23 protein-coding genes are annotated in these 25218 nt (G+C 70.3%); 12 read left to right on the forward strand and 11 right to left on the reverse strand.

The genetic code is table 11. The features are described from left to right. Positions 1–92: 92 nt before the first annotated feature. Positions 93–725 (reverse strand): TorD/DmsD family molecular chaperone, encoded by a 633-nt coding sequence (locus ACZ432_RS05765; protein ID WP_426964545.1) that lies wholly within the window; start codon positions 723–725, stop codon positions 93–95. Next, complete coding sequence (locus tag ACZ432_RS05770; RefSeq protein ID WP_426964546.1) at positions 722–3007, reverse strand: hydrogenase iron-sulfur subunit; 2286 nt, start codon at positions 3005–3007, stop codon at positions 722–724. The genes ACZ432_RS05765 and ACZ432_RS05770 overlap by 4 nt, the downstream gene beginning before the upstream one ends. Positions 3008–3319: 312 nt before the next feature. On the opposite strand from ACZ432_RS05770, the gene ACZ432_RS05775 reads away from it, so the two are divergent. The 6 genes from ACZ432_RS05775 to ACZ432_RS05800 all read left to right on the forward strand — a co-directional run bounded on the left by ACZ432_RS05775 (position 3320) and on the right by ACZ432_RS05800 (position 11138). Beyond that, entirely contained in the window at positions 3320–6535 is a 3216-nt protein-coding gene (locus ACZ432_RS05775) for a molybdopterin-dependent oxidoreductase (RefSeq protein WP_426964547.1), read from the forward strand. A 2-nt stretch (positions 6536–6537) separates the two neighbouring features. Then, the gene (locus ACZ432_RS05780) at positions 6538–7218 is read left to right on the forward strand and encodes a 4Fe-4S dicluster domain-containing protein (protein WP_058366297.1); all 681 of its coding nucleotides are present in this window, start codon (positions 6538–6540) and stop codon (positions 7216–7218) included. Then, positions 7215–7694, forward strand: coding sequence for a hypothetical protein (locus ACZ432_RS05785; protein ID WP_426964548.1), 480 nt, complete (start codon positions 7215–7217; stop codon positions 7692–7694). Before ACZ432_RS05780 ends, ACZ432_RS05785 begins: the two co-directional genes overlap by 4 nt. Beyond that, on the forward strand, positions 7691–8701 hold the full coding sequence (locus ACZ432_RS05790) for a cytochrome b/b6 domain-containing protein (protein WP_426964549.1): 1011 nt from the start codon (positions 7691–7693) through the stop codon (positions 8699–8701). Before ACZ432_RS05785 ends, ACZ432_RS05790 begins: the two co-directional genes overlap by 4 nt. 170 nt (positions 8702–8871) lie before the next feature. Next, the gene (locus ACZ432_RS05795; RefSeq protein ID WP_426964550.1) at positions 8872–10101 is read left to right on the forward strand and encodes a poly-gamma-glutamate biosynthesis protein PgsC/CapC; all 1230 of its coding nucleotides are present in this window, start codon (positions 8872–8874) and stop codon (positions 10099–10101) included. Then, positions 10098–11138, forward strand: a complete 1041-nt coding sequence (locus tag ACZ432_RS05800; RefSeq protein WP_426964551.1) for a capsule biosynthesis protein CapB — start codon at positions 10098–10100, stop codon at positions 11136–11138. Before ACZ432_RS05795 ends, ACZ432_RS05800 begins: the two co-directional genes overlap by 4 nt. Before the next feature lie 152 nt (positions 11139–11290). On the opposite strand, the gene ACZ432_RS05805 is transcribed toward ACZ432_RS05800, so the two are convergent. Beyond that, entirely contained in the window at positions 11291–11767 is a 477-nt protein-coding gene (locus tag ACZ432_RS05805; protein WP_426964552.1) for a deoxyuridine 5'-triphosphate nucleotidohydrolase, read from the reverse strand. A 223-nt stretch (positions 11768–11990) separates the two neighbouring features. On the opposite strand from ACZ432_RS05805, the gene ACZ432_RS05810 reads away from it, so the two are divergent. Together ACZ432_RS05810 and rimI are read left to right on the forward strand one after the other, a co-directional pair. Then, positions 11991–13976 carry an aconitate hydratase gene (locus ACZ432_RS05810; protein WP_426964553.1) on the forward strand — a complete coding sequence of 662 codons (1986 nt, stop codon included), beginning with the start codon at positions 11991–11993 and terminating at the stop codon, positions 13974–13976. A 96-nt stretch (positions 13977–14072) separates the two neighbouring features. Next, positions 14073–14576 (forward strand): ribosomal protein S18-alanine N-acetyltransferase, encoded by a 504-nt coding sequence (gene rimI / locus ACZ432_RS05815; protein WP_426964554.1) that lies wholly within the window; start codon positions 14073–14075, stop codon positions 14574–14576. A gap of 36 nt (positions 14577–14612) precedes the next feature. Here rimI and ACZ432_RS05820 read toward each other — a convergent pair whose 3' ends face one another. Then, on the reverse strand, positions 14613–15098 hold the full coding sequence (locus ACZ432_RS05820; RefSeq protein WP_426964555.1) for a GNAT family N-acetyltransferase: 486 nt from the start codon (positions 15096–15098) through the stop codon (positions 14613–14615). A 150-nt stretch (positions 15099–15248) separates the two neighbouring features. Between ACZ432_RS05820 and ACZ432_RS05825 the strand changes: the two genes are divergently transcribed. After that, positions 15249–15953, forward strand: coding sequence for a helix-turn-helix domain-containing protein (locus tag ACZ432_RS05825; protein WP_426964556.1), 705 nt, complete (start codon positions 15249–15251; stop codon positions 15951–15953). Positions 15954–15989: 36 nt separating this feature from the next. Here ACZ432_RS05825 and engB read toward each other — a convergent pair whose 3' ends face one another. Then, positions 15990–16613 carry a GTP-binding protein EngB gene (gene engB / locus ACZ432_RS05830; protein WP_426964557.1) on the reverse strand — a complete coding sequence of 208 codons (624 nt, stop codon included), beginning with the start codon at positions 16611–16613 and terminating at the stop codon, positions 15990–15992. A 465-nt stretch (positions 16614–17078) separates the two neighbouring features. On the opposite strand from engB, the gene mptA reads away from it, so the two are divergent. Next, on the forward strand, positions 17079–18008 hold the full coding sequence (gene mptA, locus ACZ432_RS05835; protein WP_426964558.1) for a GTP cyclohydrolase MptA: 930 nt from the start codon (positions 17079–17081) through the stop codon (positions 18006–18008). Positions 18009–18054: 46 nt separating this feature from the next. On the opposite strand, the gene ACZ432_RS05840 is transcribed toward mptA, so the two are convergent. Continuing rightward, the gene (locus ACZ432_RS05840) at positions 18055–18861 is read right to left on the reverse strand and encodes a TrmB family transcriptional regulator (protein WP_426964559.1); all 807 of its coding nucleotides are present in this window, start codon (positions 18859–18861) and stop codon (positions 18055–18057) included. A gap of 103 nt (positions 18862–18964) precedes the next feature. Continuing rightward, positions 18965–20614 (reverse strand): DUF255 domain-containing protein, encoded by a 1650-nt coding sequence (locus ACZ432_RS05845; protein WP_426964560.1) that lies wholly within the window; start codon positions 20612–20614, stop codon positions 18965–18967. Between the two features lie 127 nt (positions 20615–20741). On the opposite strand from ACZ432_RS05845, the gene ACZ432_RS05850 reads away from it, so the two are divergent. After that, entirely contained in the window at positions 20742–21305 is a 564-nt protein-coding gene (locus ACZ432_RS05850; protein WP_426964561.1) for a pyruvoyl-dependent arginine decarboxylase, read from the forward strand. A 61-nt stretch (positions 21306–21366) separates the two neighbouring features. Further along, complete coding sequence (locus ACZ432_RS05855; protein WP_426964562.1) at positions 21367–21750, forward strand: DUF5811 family protein; 384 nt, start codon at positions 21367–21369, stop codon at positions 21748–21750. Between the two features lie 9 nt (positions 21751–21759). On the opposite strand, the gene ACZ432_RS05860 is transcribed toward ACZ432_RS05855, so the two are convergent. The 4 genes from ACZ432_RS05860 to ACZ432_RS05875 form a co-directional block, all read right to left on the reverse strand. Then, positions 21760–22044, reverse strand: coding sequence for a DUF8015 family protein (locus ACZ432_RS05860; RefSeq protein WP_426964563.1), 285 nt, complete (start codon positions 22042–22044; stop codon positions 21760–21762). A 125-nt stretch (positions 22045–22169) separates the two neighbouring features. Then, positions 22170–23393: a proteasome-activating nucleotidase Pan2 gene (gene pan2 / locus ACZ432_RS05865; RefSeq protein ID WP_426964564.1), complete on the reverse strand. Its 1224-nt coding sequence runs from the start codon at positions 23391–23393 to the stop codon at positions 22170–22172. A gap of 228 nt (positions 23394–23621) precedes the next feature. Further along, on the reverse strand, positions 23622–23885 hold the full coding sequence (locus ACZ432_RS05870; protein WP_426964565.1) for a DUF2250 domain-containing protein: 264 nt from the start codon (positions 23883–23885) through the stop codon (positions 23622–23624). 94 nt (positions 23886–23979) lie between these two features. Then, entirely contained in the window at positions 23980–25218 is a 1239-nt protein-coding gene (locus ACZ432_RS05875) for a cation:proton antiporter (RefSeq protein WP_426964566.1), read from the reverse strand.

Here is a 25218-nt window from a genome sequence, read left to right on the forward strand (position 1 = left end):
ACAGAAAGAACGGCGGTCAGATCAGAAGCAGCGGTCAGATCAGAAGCAGCGGTCAGAGACGGAGCGCCCGTCCGACTCGCGCCGCCGACTGCTCAGGTCATCGCGTTCGCGATCTCCTCCTCGAAGGCGACGTAGCCGCGCAGCAGGTGCGCGGCCGCCTCGTAGAAGCGCTCGTCGGTGGTCGTCAGCGTCTCCTCGGCGCAGTCGTCGATCCACTGCGAGAGGTGCTCGTCGTGGAAGACGCGCTGGAAGCCGAACGCCTCCTCGTCGCCGTCCCGCTGGCGCTCGATGAGGTAGCGCAGGAAGGCGAGTTCGACCGCGACGTGGTCGTTCTCCTCGGGGTACTCCTCCGGGGGGGTCCAGCCCGACGCCCCGTAGGAGGCCTCCACCTTCGCGAGCCCCTCGCCGCGGAAGTCCGTATCCGTCCGGAAGTAGGTCTCGTGGGGGAGGACCGGCGGCCGCGGGCCGACGAAGACGCGCGTGTACTCCGGTTCGAGGTCCTCGCGCACGTCGGCGGGGTCGCGACCCTCGTTCTCGGCCGCGAACTCCTCCAACTTCGCGAAGCCGCGGTCCAACTCCTCGGAGACCTCGCGGTCGGGAACGGTGAACTCGCCCTCCAGCAGCCGCTCCAGCAGCTCCTCGGGCGGGTAGTCCGCGAACGCGTCGATCAGGAAGTTCACGAGCTCCAGTCGCGCCTCGTACAGCGCGCTCTGGTCGACGCTCATCGGTCACCCTCCGGGCCCGCGCCGCGACCTCCGGGGCCGGTGTCGGGGCCGTCGCCGGAGCCGAACAGCACGCGCGGCCGGCAGTCGTCGCAGTAGTCGAAGATGTTCTGTCCCTCGGGCGCCATGCCGGCGACCACGTCGCCGACCTCCTCCTGAACCTTCGCGGCAGAGCCCTCCGAGGCGAACGGCTTGCCGCACATCGCGCACTCGCGCATCGCGCCGTCGAAGACGACGCGCCACGGCTTGCCCTCGTTGCGCTCCGGGAGCTGGTCGAGGTGGAGGCCCGACTCGACGGTGATGGCGTCCTCGACGCAGCCCTCCTCGCAGAGCCCGCAGTTGACGCAGCGCTCGTGGCTGAACAGCAGGTCGGCGGTCTCGGTGTCGCGGTGGAGCGCGTCGGTCGGACACATGTTCGAACAGGTGGGCGTCAGCGTGCAGGCGTCCGACACCTCGACGCTCCCGAAGTCCTTCAGCCCGCGGATCACCTCTCGCTCGGGTTCGACGTGTTCCAGGATCGCCCGCACGCTCTCCAGCGTCCACGCGTGCGAGTCGAAGTCCGGGTTCGGCCGCGGGCCGAGGTCCGGACCGATAGTGGACGGGCCGCCCTCGCCGGGGGCGTCGCCCGGCACGGTACCGCCGTCGGTGGCGACCGCGTTCGAGCCGTCGGCGTCGCCCGGGCCCACCTCGATCCGGCCGGTCGCCTCGTGCTCGCCGGCGGGAACCGGCGTCTCCTCGAGCGTCTCGACCACGAACCGGCCGAGTTCCTCCTCGAAGGCGCCCGGCTCCTCGACCTCGGGCGCGAAGAAGCCGACGCGCTCGCCGAGGCCCAGGTCGCGGGTCGCGCGGTTGAGCCGGTCGACGAGTTCGGCCTTCGGGTCGGGGCCGGAGTGGAGACACTCGCCGCCGCAGCCGACGATCGCCACGCCGGCCGCGCCCGACGCGAGCGCGTGCATGACGTGCCCCTCACCGACCGTGTCCGTGCAGTTCACCTGCACCGGGAGGATCGGCGGGTAGGTCACGTCGTCGCCGCGGGCGGCGCGGCGGCCGAACTCCGAGAGCGCCTCCGCGGCGCGCTCCGAGCAGACGAACGCCACGACCGGCGTCTCGACGCCCGCCTCGCCCCCGCGACCGAACAGCCAGCCGCCGTCGTCGTCGACGGTGGGGGTGACGAGCGCCTCGACCTCGCGGGCGATCCGCTCGTTGGAGGGCTCGCGCAGTTGGACGGCGCCGGTCGGGCACGAGGAGGTGCAGGCGCCGCAGTTCTGACACGCGGTCTTGTCGAAGGAGACCTCGTCCACGCGCGGGCGCGAGACCGCCTCGTGGGGGCAGGCGTCGACGCACTCCGTACAGCCCTGCTTGCTGGAGGCGCCGGCCGCGCAGACGTCCATCGCGAGGTCGAGGAAGTCGGGCTTGGAGACGCCGCCGAGCAGGGAGGTGACCGCGGAGACGGTGCCGGCGTCGACCGGCCCGGTGTAGAAGCCGACGCGGCCGCCGCGCGCCTGCCGGGTCGCGGCCGGCCAGACGACCTGGTCGGCCGCGATCTCGCGTGCGGTGCCGTCGACCGCGATGGCGTCGACCGGGCAGCACTCCTCCCAGTCGCCGCGGGGCGCGTCGGGGTCGATGTCCACCGGGCGCGCGGTCATGTGCTCGTCGGGGCCCTGCTTCAGACACTTCATACAGGAGATGCAGTCCTCGGTGACGCCGGCCTGCAGTTCGACGCGGAAGTCGCCGAACTCGCCCTCGACGCCGACCGGCCGCCCGCGCTCGACGGTCACCTCGTCGAGGTCCGGGGCGTCCGAGAGGTCCTCGCCGTCGGCCACGAGCGTCACGTCCGCCTCCTCGGCGAGCGCGACCGCGGCCTCGGCGTCGCCGACGACCAGCACGTGGCTCCCGGCCTCCTGCGTGTGGTTCCCGGGGGCGGCCTCGTGGGCCATCCCGGCGGCCGCGGCGTTGACCATGCGGGCGGTCTTGTCGGTCGCGGCCGACTCCTCGTGGACCCAGCCGGCGCCCTCGCGCTGGTCCACGAACTCGACCGCGTCGGGGTGGACGCCGAGTTCGGTCGCCGTGTCTCGGATCCGGTCCTGCGCGGCCGGCTCCGGGCACGTGACGACGAGCTCGTCGAGGTCGCGCTCGTCGACGACCGCGGCGAGCCCGTCGAGCCCGTCCCCGCAGAGCATGCTGGAACTCGCCGCGACGTCGACCCCCTGGACGCCCTCGCGGGCCTCCTCCAGGTCGATGTCACAGGAGTCCGCACACGAGCAGACGAAGGTCCCTGTCCTCATTGCCCTCGAGTTACCGACTCAGCGGCATAGACCTTGCCCCCTCGGCCGGCCTGTCCGCGAAGAGTTTATAAGCCCCTGAGAAACCGTGACATACTGTCGGTTTGCTTATCATTCTCCGTGCTGTCGGCCGGTTTTGCCGGATGGTCCCCCGTCCGTGGTGGCAAAAGATTAATAACCGAGAGTCCGTGCCTCGGAACGCATGCTAGGCGCGCCGACGCGACCGCAGCGACCGGACGGAGCGGGGGGCGGCGCGGACGCCGCCGTATCCCGCGGCTGCCGGGGTCGATCGTGCGAGCGCGCGAGGCAGCAGCCATGAGTACATCCGAACCAGTAACCATCGACCTCGACCGACGCTCGTTCATGAAGGCGTCCGCGCTCGCCGGCGCGGTCGCCCTCGGGGGCGGCGCGACGGGACAGGTCCTTGGCCAAGACGAAGAAGAGTCCGGCATCGGCGACGACGCCGAGACCAGCAAAGTCATCTGTAACTACTGTTCGATCGGCTGCGGGTTCAAGGCCGTCAAGGAGGGCGACGCGTTCGTCGGCCAGGAGCCGTGGCACGAGAACCCGCTGAACAACGGGTCGCTCTGCTCGAAGGGCGCCGGCATCCTCGAGACGGAGCACTCGCCGCGCCGCCTCAAGCACCCGATGCGCAAGGAGGACGGCGAGTGGAAGAAGGTCTCGTGGGACGAGGCGTACACGCAGATCGCCGAGACCTACGAGGAGACCGTCGAACAGTACAGCCCCGAGAGCGTGATGTTGCTCGGCTCCGCGCACCACTCCAACGAGGCGGCCTACGCCTCCCGGAAGTTCGCGGCGTTCCTCGGGACCAACAACGTGGACCACCAGGCGCGCATCTGTCACTCCACGACCGTCACCGGCCTCGCGAACACGTGGGGCTACGGGGCGATGACCAACACGATCAACGACTACCGCAACTTCGACCTGCTCATCATCATCGGGCAGAACCCCGCGGAGGCCCACCCGGTCGTGATGCAGCACATCCTGGAGGGGCAGAAGCGCGGCGGCACCGTCGTCTCCATCGACCCGCGGTTCACGAAGACCTCGGCCCACGCCGACCACTACTACCGGATGCGGCCCGGGACGGACGTGGCGATCATGATGGGCCTGGTCAACTACATCCGCGAGCAGGGCGAGCTCGACCAGGAGATGCTCGACGAGCGCGTCATGGGCTGGGACGACGTCGAGCCGGAGCTCGGCCAGTACGACCTCGAGACCGTCTCCGAGCTGACGTGGATCGGCGAGGACGAACTCGCCGAGCTCGGCGACCTGATGATCGAGAACAAGCCCAACATCCAGATCGAGTGGGCGATGGGCGGGACCCAGCACAACAACGGGACCCAGAACATCCGCTCGTACGCGCTCACGTCGCTGGCGACCGGCTCCGCGGCCCGCTCGGGCGGCGGCCTGCAGGTCATGCGCGGCCACGCGAACGTGCAGGGCGCGACCGACCTCGGCGTCGAGTCGTCGATCCTGCCCGGCTACTACGGCGTCGGCGCGCCCGGCTCGTGGCAGCACTGGACCAACGTCTGGAACCGGAGCCCGTGGACCTCCGGGGACATCTCGGCCCAGGAGCTCCACGACGACTACTTCGCCACGATGGACGCGGAGACGTACGAGCTGATCAACGGGGAGCCGCCGTCGTCCGACCGCGATGCGAGCTTCCCGGACACCGACGGGAACATGATGTTCCACCGCGGTCTGACGGTGGCCCGCTGGTACGAGGCGGCGCTCGAACAGGAGGACCGCCTGCTTGAGTCGGAGCTCTACCAGCCGGACCCGGTGAAGATGGCCTTCTACTGGGGCCACTCCGCGAACTCCATCTCCGAGATGGACAAACAGCGGAAGGCGATGGAGGCGCTCGACCTGCTGGTGGTCGTCGACGTGTTCCCCTCGGTCGCGGGGACACTCTCGAAGGAGGACAACGTCCTCCTGTTGCCGGCCTCCAGCCAGTACGAGCACGTCCGCACCCTGACGAACACGCACCGCTCGGTGCAGTGGTCCGAGCGCGTCGCGCCGCCGGGCCACAACTCCAAGCCCGACCTCCAGATCTTCCAGGAGCTCGCCGACTACCTCGGCTTCGGCGAGCACTTCGACTGGGGGACCGGCAACGAGATCCACAACGGGCGCTCCTCCTACGAGGACGCGCTCCGCGAGATCAACCTGGGGACGCGCTCCATCGGCTACCAGCAGCCGCCGGAGAAGCTCCAGCAGCACGCCGAGTACGACTGGGCGTTCAACACGGAGACGCTCCGGGCCGACAAGCCCGGCCTGCCCGTCTCCGGCGACTACTGGTCGCTCCCGTGGCCCTACTGGGGCGGCGACCACCCCGGGACGCCGATCATCTGGACGTCCGACCGGGACCCGCGCGAGGGCGGTCACGACTTCCGGGCCAGTTGGGGCGTGCAGGCCCCGACGCCCGAGGAGTGGGACGCCATGGCGACCGACAAGGAGTACCCGATGCAGGAGACGTACGACGCCGAGGGCGAGGAGGGGCTCAACATGCTTCGAGACTCCTTCGAGCCCGACTGGTGGGACGGCGAGATCCAGGGCGTCCCCCAGTACCCGGCGTTCACGACGACGCTGCCGGACGACATCACCGAGCCGGACCAGCCGTCGCTCCCGCAGGAGTACGCGCTCCGCGAGGACACGTCGCCGTACGACGCGGCCGTGGAGCTCAACGAGAACTACGGCCACAACCACGACCTCGACTGGTGGGAGCAGTACGACTTCGCGCAGCCGGACGCGCCGACGGGGCGCGGCCGGGCGCGCGCGGTCGTCTGGAACTTCCTCGACACCGTGCCGGTCCACCGCGAGCCCATCGAGAGCCCGCGGGCGGAGTTCGTCCAGGAGTGGCCCGCCAACGGCCAGCAGCACAACTTCTGGCGGCTCGACCAGAACAACGCCGACGTCCAGGAGCAGGCGATGCGCGAGCTGGACGGCGTCAGCGACGACGCCCAGCAGATGATCCTCACGTCCGGCCGGCAGGTCGAGCATCAGGGCGGCGGCGCCGAGACGCGGAACAACCGCCTGACGGCCGACCTCCAGCCGCACATGTACGCGGAGATCCATCCCGAGATCGCCGAGGAGATGGACCTGGTCGGCGGCGAGGACCACGTCATCATCCACCCGACGAACCAGGGGAAGAGCTCGATCCTGGTGAAGGCGAAGGTGACGCACCGCCCGAACCAGGAGGAGATCTTCCTCCCGTACCACTGGGGCGGCGTCTTCGCCGGCCAGAGTCAGGTCGACCAGTACCCCGAAGGGGCCAAGCCGATGGCCATCGGGGACTCCGCCAACATCGTCACCGCGTCCGGCTTCGACGTGGAGACGCAGATGCAGGAGACGAAGGCCGGGATGGTCACCATCGAGAAGGCCACCGAGGCCCGCATCGAGGAGTACGGGATGGAGTTCATCGACTACCCGCAGGACGAAGACCGGCTCGGGCTCCAGAAAGGCTACGACGTGCGTGATTGGGACATGAACGAACAAGCGTTCGGAGACGACTGACAATGTCAACAAACGACTCCGGGGCGCGGATGAGCGACGGTGTGATGAGCACCGGCGAGGGCATGCGGATCTTCCCCGACGTCGAGGCGTGTATCGACTGCGGGTCGTGTGTCGTCGCGTGCAAACGCACCTACGACGTCCCCAACGACGAACAGCGTATCGACATCTCGACCATGCTCGAAGGGCAGGAGGGTGCCGAGGGGTACAACGCCCGCCAGACGGCGGCGCTCTCGGAGGGGCAGAGCCCCGGCGAGACCTCCCTGCCGATGCAGTGTTACCACTGTGAGAACGCACCCTGCGTGTCGGTCTGTCCGACCAACGCGCTCCAGAAGAACGACGACGGCTTCGTGTCGGTCACCGACGACCTCTGTGTCGGCTGCCAGTACTGCCTGTCCGGCTGTCCGTTCGGCGCGCCGCAGTTCCCCGACAGCGAGGGGACGATCACCTCCGAGGTGTTCGGCACCGGCGGCGTGATGGACAAGTGTACGGGCTGTCGCGAGCGCCAGCACGCCTCGAAGGGACCGGCCTGCGCCGAGGAGTGCGCGACCGACGCCATCCTCGTCGGCTCGACCGGCGACATCGTCGACGAGCTCGACAAGCGCGACAGTGGATCGTTCTTCAACGAGACCGCCCTGAACATCATCTTCGGGGAGGAAGAGGCGGAAATGTTCGACAGACTATGAGCGACGATCCAACCACCGACGGCGCGGACGGCGGCGACGAGCCGGCGGCCGACGCCGACGGTCACGGCGGCGCGGAGTCGACCGACGGGGCGGACGGAGGCGGCGGGCTGAGCGACGACGCGGCGCTGCTCGTCAGCGCGGTCGTCGGGCTGCTCGTGGCGAGCGGCTCCGTCTGGTACGTCGGTCAGCAGGGGGTCTGGTTCGAGGCGCTCCAGCGCGTGCGGCCGACCGTCTCCGGCGGCGGCGTCGGCTCGAGCTGGGTGTACGGCGTCAGCGGCGAGACGCTCGAGATCGCCCTGCTGAACGGCGCGATCAAGCTGATCCACATCGCGGACATCGTCCTCGGGGCGTTCATCCTCGTGCTGCTGTTCATCCACTGGGCGGCGTTCCACCGGCTCGCGGCGCGGATGCAGCCGCCCGCGGGCAGCGAGGAGCCGAGCCGCGAGGCCGCGGTGACCGACGGGGGGGAGCGATGACGAGCCTCGACCACGGGAAGTTCTCGAAGGTCACCACGACCTTCCACTCGCTTTTAGCGCTCACCGTGTTCCTGCTGTTCTTCACGGGGTACGCCATCGCGTTCAACGCGGAGCTGTGGTGGCTCCTGGAGCTGATGGGCGGCAACGCGGGCGTGCTGGCGGTCCACCGCGCGGCCGGCTTCGCGCTCATCGCGCTCACGACGACGTGGGTGCTGTACATGCTGCTCAGCTCCTCGGACGGCGCGCCGATCGGCGACCTGCTGCCCGACTTCTCGAACGACCCGCAGGCGTTCATCCAGGACGTGCAGTTCGCGCTCGGGCGCGCCGACGAGCGGCACCCGGCCGCGCGCCAGTTCGCCGGCTACAAGGCGGAGGAGATCCCGCTGCTGTCGTACGTCGGCAAGGGCGTCATCGCCATCTTCACCGTCGAGCTGCTGCTGCTGATGGTCTCGGGGCTCCTCATCTGGCAGAAGTCCTGGCTCATCGGCGTCTACAACTCCCAGTCGGCCGCGATGGCGTTCGTCGCCTTCCACGGCCTGCTCGGCATCATCATGCTGATGGGGATCATGTTCCACACGTTCGAGCACGCGATGCACCCCGCCTTCTACCCGGTTGAGATGAAGGCGTTCCTCCCGAAGGAGGAGACGCCCGGCTTCCACGGCGACCCCGACGACTACGAGTCGACGGGCATCGAGAAGCTCCGCCGGAAGAAGAGCTGGCGGCTCGCGGTCAACGTGTTCGGCGCGGCCGCGGTGCTCGGCATCGTGAGCGTCCTGCTCTCGTCGGTCACCTACGGGGGCTACCCGGTCCCGAGCGAGCTCGCGTTCAACGAGGGAAGCCTGCTGCGGACGATCGGTATCAACGTCGGCTTCCTCGTGCTGTTCGCGGGGCTCGTGCTCTCGATGTACGGCAACGTCCTGCGCGCCCGCTACAAGAGCCAGCGCGGGGCCGAGTCGGACGAGGGCGCGGGCGCGGCCGCCACCGACGGCGGCCGCCGCGACGACTGACGGGCGCTGGCTGCTGCCCACCCCTTCGCGGCCGGACGCCACTGCGTGCGGCCGCGGTTCGGTTGCGATGCGGTTCCGACGTGCGTCCACGCTGATTTTTCTTCGGTCGCGGCGGTTCCATGTGATCCATATTAATGGGACGACCGCGTTCGGAGAGCCGACACCCTCCGATGATCGCCGCCACAACGATACTCGTCGTCGGCGTGTTGCTCGTCGCGCTGCTGTCGCAGTTCCACGGCTACCGGCTCGGCGGTGTGCTGGTGCTCCCGCTCGTCGCCGTGTACACGTTCCGCGAGCCGTTCTCGCCGCTCGTGTTCGCGGTCGCGGCCGGCGGTGCGTGGGCGACGCTGTGGGCGGTCCGGGAGTACACGCTGTTGCACGGCCGGCAGGTCTTCCTCGTCGGCGTCGTGGCCGGAGCGGTCGTCTCCGTGCTCGCGACGCTCCTGTTGTGGGCGGCGTTCCCGGACCGGATCAGCTACGAGGACGCCGAAGTCGTCGGGAGCATCTTCCCCGGGATCGCGGCGTACAACGTAATGTGGCAGGATCCCGCGGACCGCCGCGAGGACCTGACGCTGTCCGTGGGCGTCTTCCTCCTGTTGCTCGCGGTCGGGACGATCGCCGTCTACCTCGTTGCCGCGCGCGGGTTGCCGACGCCGCCGGTGCTCCTGTTGCCGACGAGCGACGCCGTGGCGCTGCTCGGCGTCGAGCCGGTCGGGACGCCGACCCCGCGGATCGTCCCCGCGTGGCTCTCGGTGAGTCTCCTGCTCGCGGACGTGGCGGTGTATGAGGGGTTCCGCCGGCGCTACGACCTCCGGCTCGCGGGGATCGTTTTGATACCCCTTCTGGCGATGTTCAGTCTCCGATACGGCCCGACCGTTCTCGTGTACGGCGTGGGCGCGGCCACGGTCTTTTGGATGCTGTCGCTGGTCCACTGGACGACGCTGCTGTACGGCCGGAACCTGCTTGCGGTCGCGCTGGCCGGCGGGCTGCTGGTCGTCCTGCCGGTCGGCGTACTCGAGCCAGCCGCCGCGCCCGGAATCACGCTGCTTTTCATCGGCGTGTTCGTCGGCATCGGTGCGTACAACCTCCATCGCGTCGCCCCCTCGAACCGCTCGGCGCACATCCGGATCTCCGCGGGGCTGTTCGTCGTCTTCTACGCCGTCCTGCTGGCCGTCGTCCCCGTGCCGCGAACCGGACTGAGCAGCACGTTCGCTCCGGCGTACGTGGCGCTCGGTGCGGTGATCGTCGGGTTGGCCGCGGTCGAGATAGCGCGGCTCGAACGGTCCAGGCCCGACGCGCACGCGTTCGCGAGCGAGTCGGTGTTCGCCGAGGGACTGCCGGCCGATGCCGACACGGAGTCGTCGCCGCTAGTCGCGCGGCGGGAGGGGGACGACTCGTGAGCGACCGACGGCCCCTGCGGGACCGCACGGCCGGCGTGGTCCGGCGGCTCGCCCGGAGCGCGTTCCGGTTCACGCGCCGGGGGCGCGCACACTTCGAGCGCGTCGAGGAGGTCCCCTACCGGGTGACGGTCTCGGGCGTCCGCGGCAAGTCGACCGTCGTCCGGTGGCTCAACGAGGCGCTCGTCGAGCGCGGGCTGGAGACGTACGCGAAGGTGACCGGCGACCGCTCGTTCTCCTACCACGGTCTCGACGAGTACGAGATCGAACGCGACGGAGTCACCCGCCTCTACGAGAACGAGCGGGAGCTCCGCGCCTACTGGCCGGTCGAGGCGGCCGTCGTCGAGAACCAGGGGATCCGCGAGTACACGACGCGGCTCGCCAACGAGCTGTTCGACCCGCACGTCGTCGTGTTGCTCAACGTCCGCCGGGACCATCAGTCGACGCTCGGCGACGACCTGACGGACATCGCCCGCGCGTTCGCGCGAACCGCTCCCGAGGAGGCGGTCGTGATCAGCGGCGACCGCAACGACGCGATCAACGACTACCTCCGCCGGGAGTTCGACCGGCAGGGCGTGGAGTTCCGGGTGGCGGAGCCGCCGCCGGACTCGCCGTTCGCGGACACCTTCGGCGCGCAGTCTGCGTTCGTCGTCGACGAGACGCTGCGCGCGCTCGGGCTCGACCCCCTCAACCCGGGTCGCGTCGAGTCCCTGCTGACGGAGCTACAGAGCGACTGGCGGTGGCGGCGGCTCGCGGGCGGCGGACTCGTCTGTAACGGCGCGATGATGAACGACATCGAGTCGACCGAACTGCTCAGACAGCACCTCACGGAGCGTCTCGCGGAGCCGACGGTCACGCCGTTCCTGTTCACGCGCCGGGACCGGTCCGGTCGGACCGCGGCGTTCGTCCACTACCTCGACTGGCTCGCGGACGCGGACCTGATCGACCGCGTCCACGTCGCGGGCACGCACGCGGCGGTGGTCGAGCGGCGCGCGGCGCCACGGGTGATCCGCCACGACCTCTCGACGGACCCCGAGTGAGTGCTGGAGGCGTGTCTGGCACACGGCGACCCCGTCTACCTGATGGGGAACACGGTCCACCCGTTCATGCGCGACCTCGCGGCCGCTATCGACGAGCGCGCGATCGAGTGAACGCGACCGGCGGAGCGAACACCCCGACGGACGGGCGACCGTCAGAGCCGTTCGCCCTGATAGCTCCCGTCGTAGGTGCCGGAGTGGTCCGCGCGCGCGAGCACCAGTTGCGCGATCCGGGCGCCGCGCTCGACGGAGAGGTCGTGGCCCACTCGGAGGAGTCCCTCGCCGACGCCCTCGTAGCCGGCGTCCCACACCGCCGTGTTGAGCATACAGGAGTTACGCAGGAGCGAGGACCGCGGGTAGACGAAGCCGACGTGGCCCTCGGGGATCCGGACCGGCTCGCCGTACCGCACGACGTACGCGCCCGGCTCCAGGGCGTAGCGGTCCTCCGCGTCCGGGTCGATCCGTGCCCGGTCGCCGACCGACTTCCCGTCGGGCTCGATGCGGCCCGGTTCCGTCTGCACGAAGGCCTCGCCGAGCGTCAGGTCGACGCCGTTCGGCTGGACCTGCTCCTCGTCGAGGTCCGCGCCCGCGCGCTCCAGCGACTCCGCCACGTACGCGCCCGATTCGAACATGCCCGAGGGAGCGGGGCCGCGGCGCAAAGTCGTGTCGACTCGGGACGCCGGTGGAGCGGCCGCCTCACGCGAGCGCAGAACCGAGATATTGAGTGTTCAAATCATAATAGGGGATGGGGAAGACACCCGTTCTCTTACCGCCGTTTCGTGTGGCGATTCCACACGGTCGTTATGCGGAAAACTCGCGGGATTTATATCCGGGGCGACCGCATCTCGGATCGATATGGGACAGACGATTACGGAGAAGATCCTCGATAACCATCTCGTCGAGGGCGAGCTGACGCCCGGAGAGGAGATCGGTATCGAGATCGACCAGGTGCTCACACAGGACACGACCGGCACGATGGTCTGGCTCCAGTTCGAGGCGCTGGAGATGGACGAGGTCCAGACCGAGCTGGCCGCGCAGTACTGCGACCACCAGACGTATCAGTTCGACTTCAAGAACACCGACGACCACCGCTTCCTGCGCTCGGCGGCGGGCACGTACGGCGCCTACTTCTCCCGGCCCGGGAACGGCATCTGCCACCAGGTCCACAAGGAGAACTTCGCGGCGCCGGGCAAGACGCTGCTCGGCTCCGACTCGCACACGCCGACCCCCGGCGGGCTCGGCCAGCTCGCGATCGGCGCGGGCGGGCTCGACATCGCTGTCGCGATGGGCGGCGGCGCCTACTACGTCGAGATGCCCGAGGTCGTCAACGTCCACCTCGAGGGCGAGCTGCCCGAGTGGGCGACCGCGAAGGACATCGCGCTCCACCTCCTCGGCGAGCTGACCGTCAAGGGTGGCGTCGGCAAGGTGTTCGAGTACACCGGGCCCGGCGCCGAGTCGCTCTCCATCCCCGAGCGGACGACGATCACCAACCTCGGCACCGAGCTCGGCGCCACCTCCTCCATCTTCCCGACCGACGAGAAGACGAAGGACTGGCTCGCGAAGCAGGGCCGCGAGGACGAGTTCGTCGACCTCCAGCCCGATGCGGACGCCGAGTACGCCGAGGAGATCACGGTGAACCTCGACGACCTCGAGCCGCTCGTCGCCGCGCCGTCGATGCCCGACAAGGTCGCCCCCGTCAGCGAGTACGAGGGCACCGACGTCGAACAGGTCATCATCGGCTCCTGTACGAACGGCGCCTACGAGGACATCCTGCCCGGCGCGAAGATGCTCGAGGGCCGCGAGGTCGCGAAGCACACCGAGATGATCGTGGCGCCCGGCTCCAAGCAGGCGTCCGAGATGCTCGCTCGCGAGGGCTGGACCGCGGAGATGATGGCGGCCGGCGTCAACTTCTCCGAGGCCACGTGCGGTGCCTGTATCGGCATCGGCCACGTCCCCGCCTCCGACTCCGTCTCGCTGCGCACGTTCAACCGCAACTTCGAGGGCCGCTCCGGCATCGAGGACGACTCCGTCTTCCTCTGCTCGCCCGAGGTCGCGACCGCCGCGGCCATCGCCGGCGAGATCGTCGACCCCCGCGACCTCGCGGACGAGCTCGGCGACCTCGAGGCGCCCGGCCTGGAGATGGGCGAGTCCTACGGCCCCGGCATGGGTCAGGACGACCCCGACATCATCACCCCCGAGGAGGCCATCGACGACGAGCTGATCAAGGGCCCGAACATCGGCGACGTGCCCATCCGTGAGGGCATCGACTCCGACATCAGCGGCGAGGCGCTGCTGAAGATGGAGGACAACATCACCACGGACCACATCATCCCGGCGACGGCGGACATCCTCAAGTTCCGCTCGAACATCGAGAAGCTCTCCGAGTTCACGCTCTCGCGCGTCGACGACACGTTCGCCGACCGCGCGCTCGACGCTGACGGCGGCGTCCTCGTGGCCGGCGAGAACTACGGTCAGGGCTCCTCGCGCGAGCACGCCGCGCTCTGTCCGATGTTCCTCGGCATCGAGGCCGTCTTCGCCCAGAGCTTCGCCCGCATCCACAAGGCGAACCTGTTCAACTTCGGCATCGTCCCGCTGGAGATCGACGCGGAGACGTACGAGAAGATCGACCAGGGCGACGACATCGAGATCCTCGACGACGTGGACGCGGCCGTGCGCGAGGGCCAGGAGACGTTCACCGCCCGCGTGAACGACGACTGGGAGTTCACCGCGGAGCTCGACGCCTCCGACCGCGAACTCGACATCCTCGCGGCCGGCGGCAAGCTCTCGTGGACGAAAAAGCAGCACCAGTCCGGCAGCGGCGCCGCGCCCGCCGACGACTGAGGACCGCCAACCGCCCCGTTTTTGCCGATTTTTCGCGGACCGCGAGCGCCCTCGCGAGCGCCTGGTGCGTCGCCGTGGCCGTCCGCCGTCGGGCTTATGAGTCGACCGCCCCTGAGCCGAGGCGTGCACGAGGAATCGGCGAACGTGACCGTCCGCGGGGCGCGCCGCGAGGACCTCCTGTCGGTGCTCCGCATCGAGCGCGCCTGCTTTGCGGACCCGTGGCCCTACGACGCCTTCGAGCGGCTGGTCGAGGAGCCGGCGTTCCTCGTCGCGGTCCGCGAGGGCGCGGTCGTCGGCTACGTCGTCGGCGACGTGATGCCCAACGCCGGCCGCGACATCGGCCACATCAAGGACCTCGCCGTCCATCCGGACGCGCGCGGTCGCGGGATCGGTCGCCGGCTCCTCCGGAACGGGCTGGTGCAACTCGCCGGGGCGGGCGCGGTCGTCGTCAAACTCGAGGTCCGGGAGAGCAACGAGGTCGCGCGGTCGCTGTACCGCGACGAGGGGTTCGAACCGGTGCGGCGCGTCGGCGGGTACTACGGCGACGGCGAGGACGCGCTCGTTTTGCTGCTCGACCTCGGCGAGTGGGGCGCGCAGTAGTCGGAGGTCGGCGACGCGGCGGGAGGATGGCGACGCTCAGAGCTCGCGCGCGACGAGTTCGCCCCACGGCTCGAAGCCGTGGCGGTCGTAGAAGGCCCGCGCGCGCTCGTTCGCCGGGTCCACGTCGAGGACGACCCGGTCCAGCGGCAGGTCCTGGTCCCGGGCCAGCGCGAGTGCCGCGTCCATGAGGTCGTCCGCGACGCCCGTCCCGCGGTAGGCGGGGTCGAGGTACACCTCGTTTATCACCGCGGCGTCCCAGACGAAGGCCATCGTCTCCGGGAGGAGGAAGACGTAGCCGACGACGCCGTCGCCGTCGTCCGCGACCGTGAGACACCGCTCGTCGGAGGCGCGACAGCGGTCGACCCACGCGAACCACTCCTCGCGGTACTCGTCGGTCAGTTTCTCCGCGTAGACTGTCGCCTTCTCCTCGCCGCCGGTGTTCTCGCCGAGGCCGGTCTCGAAGGCGCGCTTGCACGCCCACAGGTCCGCGGCGTCCGCGTCCGCGTACGGTCGGATCTCCATGCGGCGCCTTCGCCGACCGCGGCCGTGAGGGTTGCGACTGCGGAGGGGCGGTCGGTGCGGTTCGGAACCGGGCGTCCGCGCTCGAGGCTCGACAGGTGTCGTACCCACCTTTCGATACCCTTTTGCGGGTCTCGGACGCACCGTGAGCCCATGAGCGAGACAGCCCGCGAGGAGCTCGCCCGGCGCATCGCCGGCGAGATCACCCTGAGCGACGACCCGGGAGCCACGCTGCGCAAGTGGCGGACGGACTTCGACGTGTCCCAGACGGAGCTGGCCGACCAGCTCGGGGTCTCCTCGTCGGTGATCTCCGACTACGAGAGCGGGCGCCGGGAGAGCCCCGGCATCGGCGTCGTCCGCCGGACCGTCGACGGGTTGCTCGACATCGACGAGGCCCGCGGCGGCGGCCGACTCCGGCAGTACGCCCGGGTGCTCTCGGCGGGCTTCGAGAGCGACATCGTCCACGACCTCCGCGAGTACGCGACCGCGGTGCCGATGGACGAGTTCTACGACGCGATGGGCGCGACCGAGATCGTCTCGGGCGACCGCGACCACGTCTACGGCCACACGGTGATCAACTCCATCGAGGCGATCACCCGCCTGTCCAGCGAGGAGTTCTACCGGCTGTACGGCCAGTCGACCAACCGCGCGCTGGTGTTCACCGGCGTCAGCCGCGGGGAGTCGCCGCTGGTCGCGATGCGCGTCGTCACCCCGACGCCGAACGCGGTCGTGCTCCACGGCATCGAGGAGGAGGACCTGTGGCCCCACGCCGCGGACCTGGCCACCATCGACGGCTTCTCGCTGGCGGTCACGACGCAGGACTTAGACGAGAGTCTGGAGACGCTGCGGGAGCTGTAGGCGGCGGACGCTGCAGCGCCGAGCCGAGCCGCGACCCTACTTCACGAACTGCAGCAAGTCGTCGCGTTTCGCCTCGTGGAAGCGGTTTCTGAGACACTCGTTGAGCGCCTCGATGTCGCCGCGCTTGGCGCAGATCGGGGCGATCGCCTCGCCCTCCCACTGCTGCCACGGCGGGTAGAAGCCGAGGCGGTCGCAGATGGCGTCGAGGCGCTCGTCGCGGTCGTCGACCTTGTCCATCTTGTTGACGGAGACGATGGGGTCGATCCCCACGTCCCGGAGGAACGACACCATCTCCACGTCGTGGGGAACGTTGCCGCGCTCGGCGTGGCGGTCGATGATGTCGACCGCGCTCTTGCCGTCCACGACGACGACCCCCGCGAGGATGGCCTCGGCGTTCTCCTCGACGTACCGGACGATGTCGGTCTTGATCGCCTCGCGGCGCTCGTCCTCGACGCCGGACATGAAGCCGAAGCCGGGGAGGTCGGTGAACATGAAGTCCTGGCCGGTCCAGTCGTAGTGGTTGGGCTGGCGCGTCACGCCCGGCTTCCCGCCCGTGTCGAACGAGTGGCCCGTCAGCTCCCGCATCAGCGTCGACTTCCCGACGTTCGACCGCCCCACGAGGACGACCTCCGCGTCGCGGTCCGGTCGGTCTTCGAACATACGCGGCGTAGACGGTCGAGGCGGTTAAACGCCGCGTGTACGTGTGGCGGATTTCTCGGGAGCGGTCTCCGCGGATCCGCGAGGTGGAGGTGGTGCGAGTTTGGATTCTTCGCGCGATGCTCTCTACTACTGATCTGGCTCTGCTGCTTTGGACAGCAACACCCAGAAATCCCCAGCCGGCTGCCCCGTTCAGTCCCACCCCGCACAGCCCCGCACCGCAACCGCACAGCACCGCAGCCTCACGCCTCCCCAGCCTCGGCCGCGGGCCGGGCGCGGAACCGCACCGCATCGCGCCCGGCCCGCGACCTCCCTCGCGCGGTCGCGGCGACGCGCGTCGCGGTCGCCGCGGCGCGCGCCGACAGCACCGCACGGTGTCGCGGAGCAGAGCGTCCGAACGGCCACGGGCGGGGGGTTCCCCCTCCGCTTCCGAAGCACTCATTCGCGTTCGTCCCTCTTCTCCCGATAATGAGTCATCAACTTCCCGACGTACAGGCGAGCGAGCCGGACGTCGCGGTCGGCCTCTCGCAGGTCGGCGTGACCGGCGTCGAGAAGCTCGTCAAACTGGCGCGCGAGGACAAGCGCCCCATCGTCCTCATGGCCGAGTTCGAGGTGTTCGTCGACCTCCCGAGCGGTCGCAAGGGGATCGACATGTCCCGCAACATGGAGACGATCGACGAGATCCTCGAGGAGATCACCCGCGAGGAGGCCTACCGCGTCGAGGACGTCTGCGGCGACGCGGCCGAGCGCCTGCTGGCGAAACACGACTACACCTCCACGGCGGAGGTCCGCATGGAGGCGGACCTGATCACGCGCGAGGAGACGCCCGCGTCGGGCCGACAGACGCAGAACACCGCGCGGATCATCGCCTCCGCGGAGGCGACCGAGGAAGGCACCCGCGAGGAGATCGGCGCCGAGGTCACCGGCATGACGGTCTGCCCCTGCTCGCAGGGCATGTCCGAGTCCCGCGCCCGCGACAAGCTCCACGATCTGGGCGTCGACGAGGAGACGACCGAGGAGTTCCTCGACGCCGTCCCCCAACCCGGTCATTCCCAGCGCGGACACGCGACGCTGACCGTCACCGCGAACGGCGATCCCGAGGTCGACCTCGGCGACGTCATCGACATCGCGCGCGACGCCATGAGCGCCCGCATCTACAACATGGCCAAACGCCCCGACGAGGACCACATGACGTTCGCGGCCCACTCCGACGCGAAGTTCGTGGAGGACTGCGTCCGCGCGCTCGCCGAGAGCACGGTCGACGAGTTCGACCATCTCGATGACGACGCCGTGATCCGCATGGCCCAGTCGAACGACGAGTCGATCCACCAGCACAACGCGCACGCCGAACGCGAGGTCACGATGGGGCAGCTGCGCGCCGAACTGAACGGCGACTGACCGAGGCCGTCACGTCCTCCTCCCTCCCCTCCATCTCCTCCCGGCCTCACCCGAACCGCAGCGGCTCCGCCTCCTCCCACCGCGGCTCGAACTGCGCTTTCACGTCGGCCGCGAACTCCGGGTCCTTCAGGTCGATCATCGCGAACGGCTCGTCCTCGGAGAGCGGGTGCGGCACCTCGATGCAGGTCTCGACGCCGTCGAACAGGTTGAACGTCCCGTCGACGCCCTCGGCGGTCCGCACCGCGAACCCGTCGTGGTCGGCCAGCTCGGCCGTGTAGCGCCGCCCGACGCTCCGGGGGAGCTCGTCGACGACCGCCGGCGACAGCAGGACCCTGATCTCGACGCCCCGGTCGAGCGCCGCCTCCAGCTGTTCGGTCACCTGCTCGCCGATCGACCCGAGGTCGAACCCGACCGTCGGCCCGCCGGCGACGACGACCATGCGTCGCTCGGCGGCCGCGATGCGCTCCAACAGGAGGTCCGTCGTCTCCTCGGCCCCGACCGCGGCGGTCCAGAACTCCCCCTCGACCGGCTCGGCGGACTCGAGCTCCGTCGAGAGCTCGTCGACGACGGACTCGTACTGCTCGGCCCGCTCGGCCAACTCCCGCTTCTTGGCGTCGAGCAGTCGGTCCAGCGCTGCGTCCGGCTCCACCGCGACGTACTTCTTGGGCCGGCTCGCCGCCTGACTCCTGACGAGGTCGTGCTGTTCGAGGCTGTTGAGCACGTCGTAGATGCGGCCCATCGGCACCTCGCTCGCCCGCGAGAGGTCCTTCGCGGTCGTCGGTCCGGTCCGCAACAGCGCGCGGTAGGTGCGCTCCTCGTACTCCGAGAGCCCGAGGTCCCGTAAACTCGCCATACCGGACCGACTCCGCCGAGACTCATAAACGCACCGGGGGTTTACCGCCGTGCCCTCCGACGACGGAGTGCTCGAATCGGTGCGGAGCCGGCGTCGATTCGCGCTACGCGATTACGTCCGCGACGCGCGCCATCAACTCGTCCGGGGTTGTCGCCGGGTCGGCGGTCCGGTCGCCCACGCGGACGACGGCGGCCCCCTCCTCGACGTCGAGCGGTCCCGCGCCGCGATGCGCGTTCGGGACGACGACCTTCTCGTGGTCGGCGACCCGCAGCGCGGCCCGGTGGAGGTCGCTGCCCGGTTCGGTGCCGACCGCGACGAGCGTCGACCCGCGCGTCAGCCGGCCGACGAGGCTGCCGTAGCCCGCAACCTGGACGCCGAACCGGTCGGACGCGCCCGCGAACGCGGCGGCCGTCTCGCGGGCCACCGCCTCGTACCGCTCCTCGCCGGTGACGAGTGAGAGGTCCAACAGCGTCTCCGCCATCTCCACGTTGCCGTCCACGGGTCGGAACGGGCGGTCGAGGAGCGCCTCGCCCTCCCGCGGCCCGTCGACGAACGACCCACCGTCGTGGAGGCGCTCGATCGCGCGGTCGGCGACCGTCCGAGCGAGGTCGGCGCCCTCGCCGAGGACCGACTCGGCACGGACGAGCGCGGCGACGACCCGGGCGGCGTCCTCGAGCAGGTCGGTCTCGCCCACGGCGTCGCCGGCGCGGAACCTGGTGACTGCGCCAGTCTCGGCGTCGATCAGGTCCCGGCGGAGGACGCCCAGGATCCGCTCGGCGTACTCGCCGGCGCGCTCGTCGTCGGTGTAGGCGTGGAACGCCAGCATGGCGTCGGCCGCGAGGGCGTTGCCGCCCGCGTAGACGGTGAGGTCCTCGCGCGGGGCGTCGAGGTCGGCGCGGTCGCCGGCGCTGCGGGCGTAGTAGGCGCGGCCCATCCCCGGCCCGAGGCTCCCGCCGACGCCGACGCCGGTCCAGAGGTCGTCGGTGAGGAACGACACCGCGCCCGCGGCCGGCTCGCGGTAGGCCTCCTCGCCGGTGTAGAGGTAGGCGTTCGCGAACGCCCGGAGGACGGCCGCGTTCGTGTCGAGGGGCTTCTCGTAGTGCACGTCGGTCCAGTCGCGGCCGCCCGCGTAGCGGAAGAAGCCGCCGGCGACCTCGTCGGTGAGGTGGTTCCGGACCGCATCGAGCGTGCGGAGGGCGCGGTCGCGGTCGCGCTTGAGCGCGAACTCGACGGTCCGCGGGAGCGGGAACTTCGCGTCGTCGCCCCAGCCGGCGTGTTCCTCGTCGAACTTCACGTCCAACTGCCCGACGAGGTGCTCCTCGATGGCCTCCGTCACCTCGCCGGCCGGCGGGAGGTCGCCCGCGAGCGCCCGCGGGACGCGCCCGGCGTCGGCGCCCTTCTCGGCGTACATTTCGCGGACCGAATCGAGCACCTGGCGCATGCCCTCGGGGTCGAGGTAGCCGGCGCCCGTCAGCAGGGTCCCGTCGGGCGCGAGGAAGACGGTCGAGGGGAACCCGCCCATGTTGTACCGCTCGCGGACGCGGGGGTTGCGGTCCACGTCGACGCGGACCGGCACGAAGCCGTCGTTGACGTTGGCCGCGATCCGCGGCTCCGCGTACGTCTTCGCCTCCATCTCGTGACAGTCTGCACACCACGTCGCCGTGAGCGAGAGCAGCACCGGCCGGTCGGTCTCCGCGGCCGCGGCGAACGCTTCCGGGCCCCACTCGCGCCACTCGACGCGCGTCTCAGTCATGGCCGGAACTGGGAGGGGCGCGAGGGTAAGCGCTTCGAGACGGCGGGGGCGACCCGCCCGGTGCCGGCGTCGGAGGCCGCCGACCGGGGTTCGTAACGCCTTACCGCGGCGAGCGCCGCGCTCCTCTATGAACGCGATCCACGTGGCCGCCGGGACCGGCGTCGCGCCCACGGAGATGGCCTCCTACGACGCGGCGCTCGCCGACGCCAACCTCCACAACTACAACCTCGTCTCGGTCTCCTCGGTCGTCCCGGCCGAGGCGACCGTCGAGGCGGTCGACCGCGCCCCCGACCTCGGTCCGGCCGGCAACCGCCTCACCGTCGTCGAGGCGCGACGGACCGTCGGCCCGGAGGGCGCGAGCTTTCGGCAGGGCGACGTGGCCGGTTCCGCGGAGGGCGAGACGGTCGCGGCCGACGCCGACGAACGGGAGAATGGGTCCGAGATGGACGCCGTCGTCGCGGGCCTCGGCTGGGCGACCGGGCCCGGTCCGGGGCTGTTCTACGAGGTGACCGGCACCGACGCCGCGGACGTACGCGAGCGCATCGACGCCGGGTTGGACGCGGGCGCCGAACTCCGCGACTGGACGCTCGACGACCGGGAGTGTCTCGTCGAGGCCGCGACCCCGACGCCGGACGCGTACACGACGACGGTCGTCGTGGCCGCGTACGGCGAATCGGAACCGGTGCTCTGAGGCGCCGAGCGACACCGCCGACGCCTTTTTACCTCGCGTTCTCCAACTCCCCTCACCCTCAATGAACGGAAACAACCCCTACGCGGGCGCTCCCGGCGTCGCGGGCGCCGGCGAGCCGGAGCCGGTGGACCTCTCCCCTGACCAAGAGCGGGCGCTGCGGACCGCCGTCGCGGGGATCGTCGACCGCACGGAGTCGTACCTCCCGGACGGCTACATCGTCGGCTCCGAGCTGTCGGTGGGCACGGGCGGGGCCACCGCGACGGTCGCGGTGAACCCACCGGCCGGTCACCCCGTCTCCGCCGGGTTCGCGCCGGACCCGGAGGAGCTGGAGACCGGCATCGAAGACACCGACGCCGAGGAGGTCGCGAAGGGGCTCGCGGCCAGCGCGGCGGTACAGGTGATGAACGCGGTCGGCGACGGCGAGCTCACGCCGACGGCGAAGTAAGACGCTGCGTCAGTCGCCGCCGGGCGCTCCCGGACGGCGGTCGCGGTCGAGATGCTGTCCTTCTGCGGACGGAGTCACGCCGAACAGCGCGTAGGCGACGAGCGTCGCGGCCACGACCGCGCCGACGCCCAGCCCCAGCGTCGCCGACGACCCCACGACCGGCGCGGTCGTCCAGCCGGCCAGCAACGGGACGGGGATCGCGGCGAGGAGCCAGTCGTACTCCGACCGGCTCGGTCCGCCGTTGCCGTCGTTGCCGTCGATGCCGTCGATGATCGCGTCGCCACTATGCACCATTCGTCTCACCCGGTCGGATCGCACGGCTGGAACTCACTTAGAAATTGTCCCGCCCGGAGACGGGGAACCGGTTCGCGGCCGGACGCCGCGGTGCCGGTATCGAAGGAGGCGTCGGTACCGGTGGGTCAGTACTGGTAGTGGATCGCGCGGTCGGCCGTCTCCTCGGCCTGGGCGAGCTTCTCGCGGGCGTCCTCGAAGTCCTCGCGGCGGACCTCGGTGCGGCCGTCGCGGATGGCGAACATCCCCGCCTCGGTCGCCAGTGACTCGATGTCGGCGCCGCTGTAGCGGTCGAGGTCGGCCGCCAGGTCGCGGAGGTCGATGTCGTCGGCGACGTTCATCTCCTCGGTGTGGATGTCGAGGATGCGGCTCCGCCCCTCGGCGTCGGGCTTGGGGACCTCGATGAGGCGGTCGAACCGGCCGGGCCGGAGGATCGCCTCGTCGAGCATGTCGAAGCGGTTGGTCGCGGCCATGATGCGGATCTCGCCGCGCTCGTCGAAGCCGTCCATCTCCGAGAGCAGCTGCATCATCGTCCGCTGGACCTCCGCGTCGCCGGAGGTCTTCGAGTCCGTCCGTTTCGCCGCGACGGCGTCGATCTCGTCGATGAAGATCACGGCGGGTTCACGCTCCTGCGCCAGCTCGAAGAGGTCGCGGACGAGCCTCGCGCCCTCGCCGATGAACTTGCGGACGAGTTCGGAGCCGGCCATCTTGATGAAGGTGGCGTCGGACTCGTTGGCGACGGCCTTCGCGAGCATCGTCTTACCGGTCCCCGGCGGGCCGTGCAGCAGGACGCCGCTCGGCGGGTCGACGCCGACGGTCTCGAACACCTCGGGGTTGTCGAGGGGGTCCTCGACCGCCTCGCGAACCTCGCGGATCTGGTCGGCGATGCCGCCGATGTCCCCGTAGGTCACGTCCGGCGACTCGTCGACCTCCATCGCCTGCGCGCGGGCGTCGGTCTCGTCGTCCAGCACCGTCTGGACCGAGAAGGAGTCGTTGATCGCGACGCGGTCGCCCGGTTCGAGGTCGCCGTCCATCCGGGTGGACGCCTGCGTGAACACCTCCTGGTTGTTGCCGTGCTGCTTGATGACGATGCCGTCCTCGGTGATCTCCTCGACGGACGCGATGTACAGCGACGAGGTCTTCAGCACCTCGTTCTCCCGCTTCAGCTCGTCGACGTCGTCCTTGAGGTCGTCGCGGCGACCCTGCGCGTCCTCGAGCCGCCGCTCCAGCTCCTCGTTCACCTGCACGATCCGCTCGTAATGTTTGCGGATCGCCTCCAGCCGCTCCGCCTCGGTCATCTCGGGGTCCAACTCGAGGCGGGGACGGTCCGGGAGTGATGGGCTGTGGGACATTCGTTGCCCGCGCTACGGTTCGCGCGTAAATGTGCCTTTGGGTCGGCGAAACGCGACCCCCGAGCGGTATCCGGAGCCCGCCGCCCCGGAGCGCGTCCCCGCGGAGACCTCCGCCCGCCGTCCGGGCGTGCGGATCGCCGCGGTCGAAGCGGTGACAGAAACGGACTGTCGGCGGTCGCGGCCGGCGAGTGAGAACCCGGCTGCGGCGGTGGGCTGCGGGCCGGGAGCTCAGTCCGACGCGCGGCCGCCGCCGCCCGAGAGCACGTCGCGGCCGTCGCCGGTGATGCGGTAGACCACCTCGCCGCTGACCGACTCCACCAGCCCGGCGTCGCGGAGCGCGTCGCACCGCCGCTCGACGTGGGGCGCGTGGAGTCCCGTGTTGCTCGCGACGAGCGCCGGGTAGTCCGCTCCCGACTCCGCGAGGTACGCGAGCACTCGGACGTCGGTGCTGTTGAGGTCTGCGGACGGGTCTCCGGCTGCGCCGTGGGACATGATCGTGACAAATGTTACCATTGGCCATATACCTTGCGCCCGTTCCCGCCGGTCGGGAGCCTGCACGCGGAGAGGTCGCTCGCGGGGCGGCCGCTCACCGCCCGAACGCGAGGCGGGAGATGTCGTCCGCCCGGTTCATCAGCACCGTTCCGAGCGTCGCGGTGACGAGCACGTAGCCGACCGTGAACGCGGGGAGCGTCTCGCGGAACACGGGCGTCGTTCCGGCGGCGGCGAGGAACGCCGCGATCACCAGCGAGAACTCCCCGCGCGGGGCGAGCGCGCAGCCGACCCGGACCGCGCGCGTGGCGTCGAGCCCGTACGCGCGCCCGGCGAGGTACCCCGAGACGAGCTGGCCGGGGACCGTCACCGCCACCGCGACGGCGACCGGGAGCGCCGTCGCCGCGAGCAGCCGCGGGTCGGTCGCGGCCCCGACCGCGAAGAAGAACAGCGCGGCCGAGAGGTCCCGGACCGGGACGACGAGCGTCTCGATGCGCTGTACGTGGCTCGTCCGCCCGAACGCGGTACCGACGAAAAAGGCGGCGACCGCCTCGCTGACGCCCGAGACGATCCCGAGGCCGGCCACGAGCGCCGCCACGCCCAACACTCCGAGCAGGAACAGCTCCGACGAGGTCGTCGAGAAGGCCCGCTCCAGCCGATCGGCGCCGTAGTGCGCGATCGCGACCACGACCCCCACGAACGCCGCGGCGGTCCCGAGCGAGCGCAGTAGCGTCTCCGGCTCGGCGACGCCCAGCAGCACCGCCGACAGCACCGCGAACGCGGCCGCGGTGAGCACGTCCTCGATGACGACCACCCCGAGGATGGCGTCCGACTCCGCGTCGGCGATCCAGCCGAGGTCCAGGAGCGACTTCGCGATGATCACCGTCGAGGAGTTGAAGACGATCAGCGCCAGGAACGCCGACTCCAGCAGCGACCAGCCGAACGCGAGCCCGATCAGGACGCCGATCGGGGCGCTGATGAGCACGTCCGCCGCCCCGGCCCGCACGAACTGCGCTCGGTTCGTGAACAGCTGTTCGAGGCTCAGCTCCAGTCCGACGAAGAACAGGAGCAACACGACGCCGAGTTCCGCGAGCAGCCGGAACGTCCCCGGGTCGCGCACGAGCGACAGCGACAGGTCGCCGACCGCGGGCGCGAAGGGGCCGACCGCCAGCCCCACGAGGATGTACGCGGGGATGACGGAGTAGCCGAGCCGTCGGCTCGCGCCGCCCGCGGCGGCCAAAAGCACCAGCACCGCGCCGGCGACCGCCAACGGGGGGAGCGTCGGGAGCCCTGAAGTACCCTGAAGCGAGAACGCGGGGAGGGAGGCGGCGGTCAC

It is taken from the genome of Haloparvum alkalitolerans (genome assembly GCF_055381565.1).

Bases quoted from the DNA above. Each gene is read 5' to 3' on its own strand.
- ACZ432_RS05765 (WP_426964545.1), bottom strand. From the start codon at position 725: ATGAGCGTCGACCAGAGCGCGCTGTACGAGGCGCGACTGGAGCTCGTG.
- ACZ432_RS05770 (WP_426964546.1), bottom strand. From the start codon at position 3,007: ATGAGGACAGGGACCTTCGTCTGCTCGTGTGCGGACTCCTGTGACATC.
- ACZ432_RS05775 (WP_426964547.1), top strand. From the start codon at position 3,320: ATGAGTACATCCGAACCAGTAACCATCGACCTCGACCGACGCTCGTTC.
- ACZ432_RS05780 (WP_058366297.1), top strand. From the start codon at position 6,538: ATGTCAACAAACGACTCCGGGGCGCGGATGAGCGACGGTGTGATGAGC.
- ACZ432_RS05785 (WP_426964548.1), top strand. From the start codon at position 7,215: ATGAGCGACGATCCAACCACCGACGGCGCGGACGGCGGCGACGAGCCG.
- ACZ432_RS05790 (WP_426964549.1), top strand. From the start codon at position 7,691: ATGACGAGCCTCGACCACGGGAAGTTCTCGAAGGTCACCACGACCTTC.
- ACZ432_RS05795 (WP_426964550.1), top strand. From the start codon at position 8,872: ATGATCGCCGCCACAACGATACTCGTCGTCGGCGTGTTGCTCGTCGCG.
- ACZ432_RS05805 (WP_426964552.1), bottom strand. From the start codon at position 11,767: ATGTTCGAATCGGGCGCGTACGTGGCGGAGTCGCTGGAGCGCGCGGGC.
- ACZ432_RS05810 (WP_426964553.1), top strand. From the start codon at position 11,991: ATGGGACAGACGATTACGGAGAAGATCCTCGATAACCATCTCGTCGAG.
- rimI (WP_426964554.1), top strand. From the start codon at position 14,073: ATGAGTCGACCGCCCCTGAGCCGAGGCGTGCACGAGGAATCGGCGAAC.
- ACZ432_RS05820 (WP_426964555.1), bottom strand. From the start codon at position 15,098: ATGGAGATCCGACCGTACGCGGACGCGGACGCCGCGGACCTGTGGGCG.
- ACZ432_RS05825 (WP_426964556.1), top strand. From the start codon at position 15,249: ATGAGCGAGACAGCCCGCGAGGAGCTCGCCCGGCGCATCGCCGGCGAG.
- engB (WP_426964557.1), bottom strand. From the start codon at position 16,613: ATGTTCGAAGACCGACCGGACCGCGACGCGGAGGTCGTCCTCGTGGGG.
- mptA (WP_426964558.1), top strand. From the start codon at position 17,079: ATGAGTCATCAACTTCCCGACGTACAGGCGAGCGAGCCGGACGTCGCG.
- ACZ432_RS05840 (WP_426964559.1), bottom strand. From the start codon at position 18,861: ATGGCGAGTTTACGGGACCTCGGGCTCTCGGAGTACGAGGAGCGCACC.
- ACZ432_RS05845 (WP_426964560.1), bottom strand. From the start codon at position 20,614: ATGACTGAGACGCGCGTCGAGTGGCGCGAGTGGGGCCCGGAAGCGTTC.
- ACZ432_RS05850 (WP_426964561.1), top strand. From the start codon at position 20,742: ATGAACGCGATCCACGTGGCCGCCGGGACCGGCGTCGCGCCCACGGAG.
- ACZ432_RS05855 (WP_426964562.1), top strand. From the start codon at position 21,367: ATGAACGGAAACAACCCCTACGCGGGCGCTCCCGGCGTCGCGGGCGCC.
- ACZ432_RS05860 (WP_426964563.1), bottom strand. From the start codon at position 22,044: ATGGTGCATAGTGGCGACGCGATCATCGACGGCATCGACGGCAACGAC.
- pan2 (WP_426964564.1), bottom strand. From the start codon at position 23,393: ATGTCCCACAGCCCATCACTCCCGGACCGTCCCCGCCTCGAGTTGGAC.
- ACZ432_RS05870 (WP_426964565.1), bottom strand. From the start codon at position 23,885: ATGTCCCACGGCGCAGCCGGAGACCCGTCCGCAGACCTCAACAGCACC.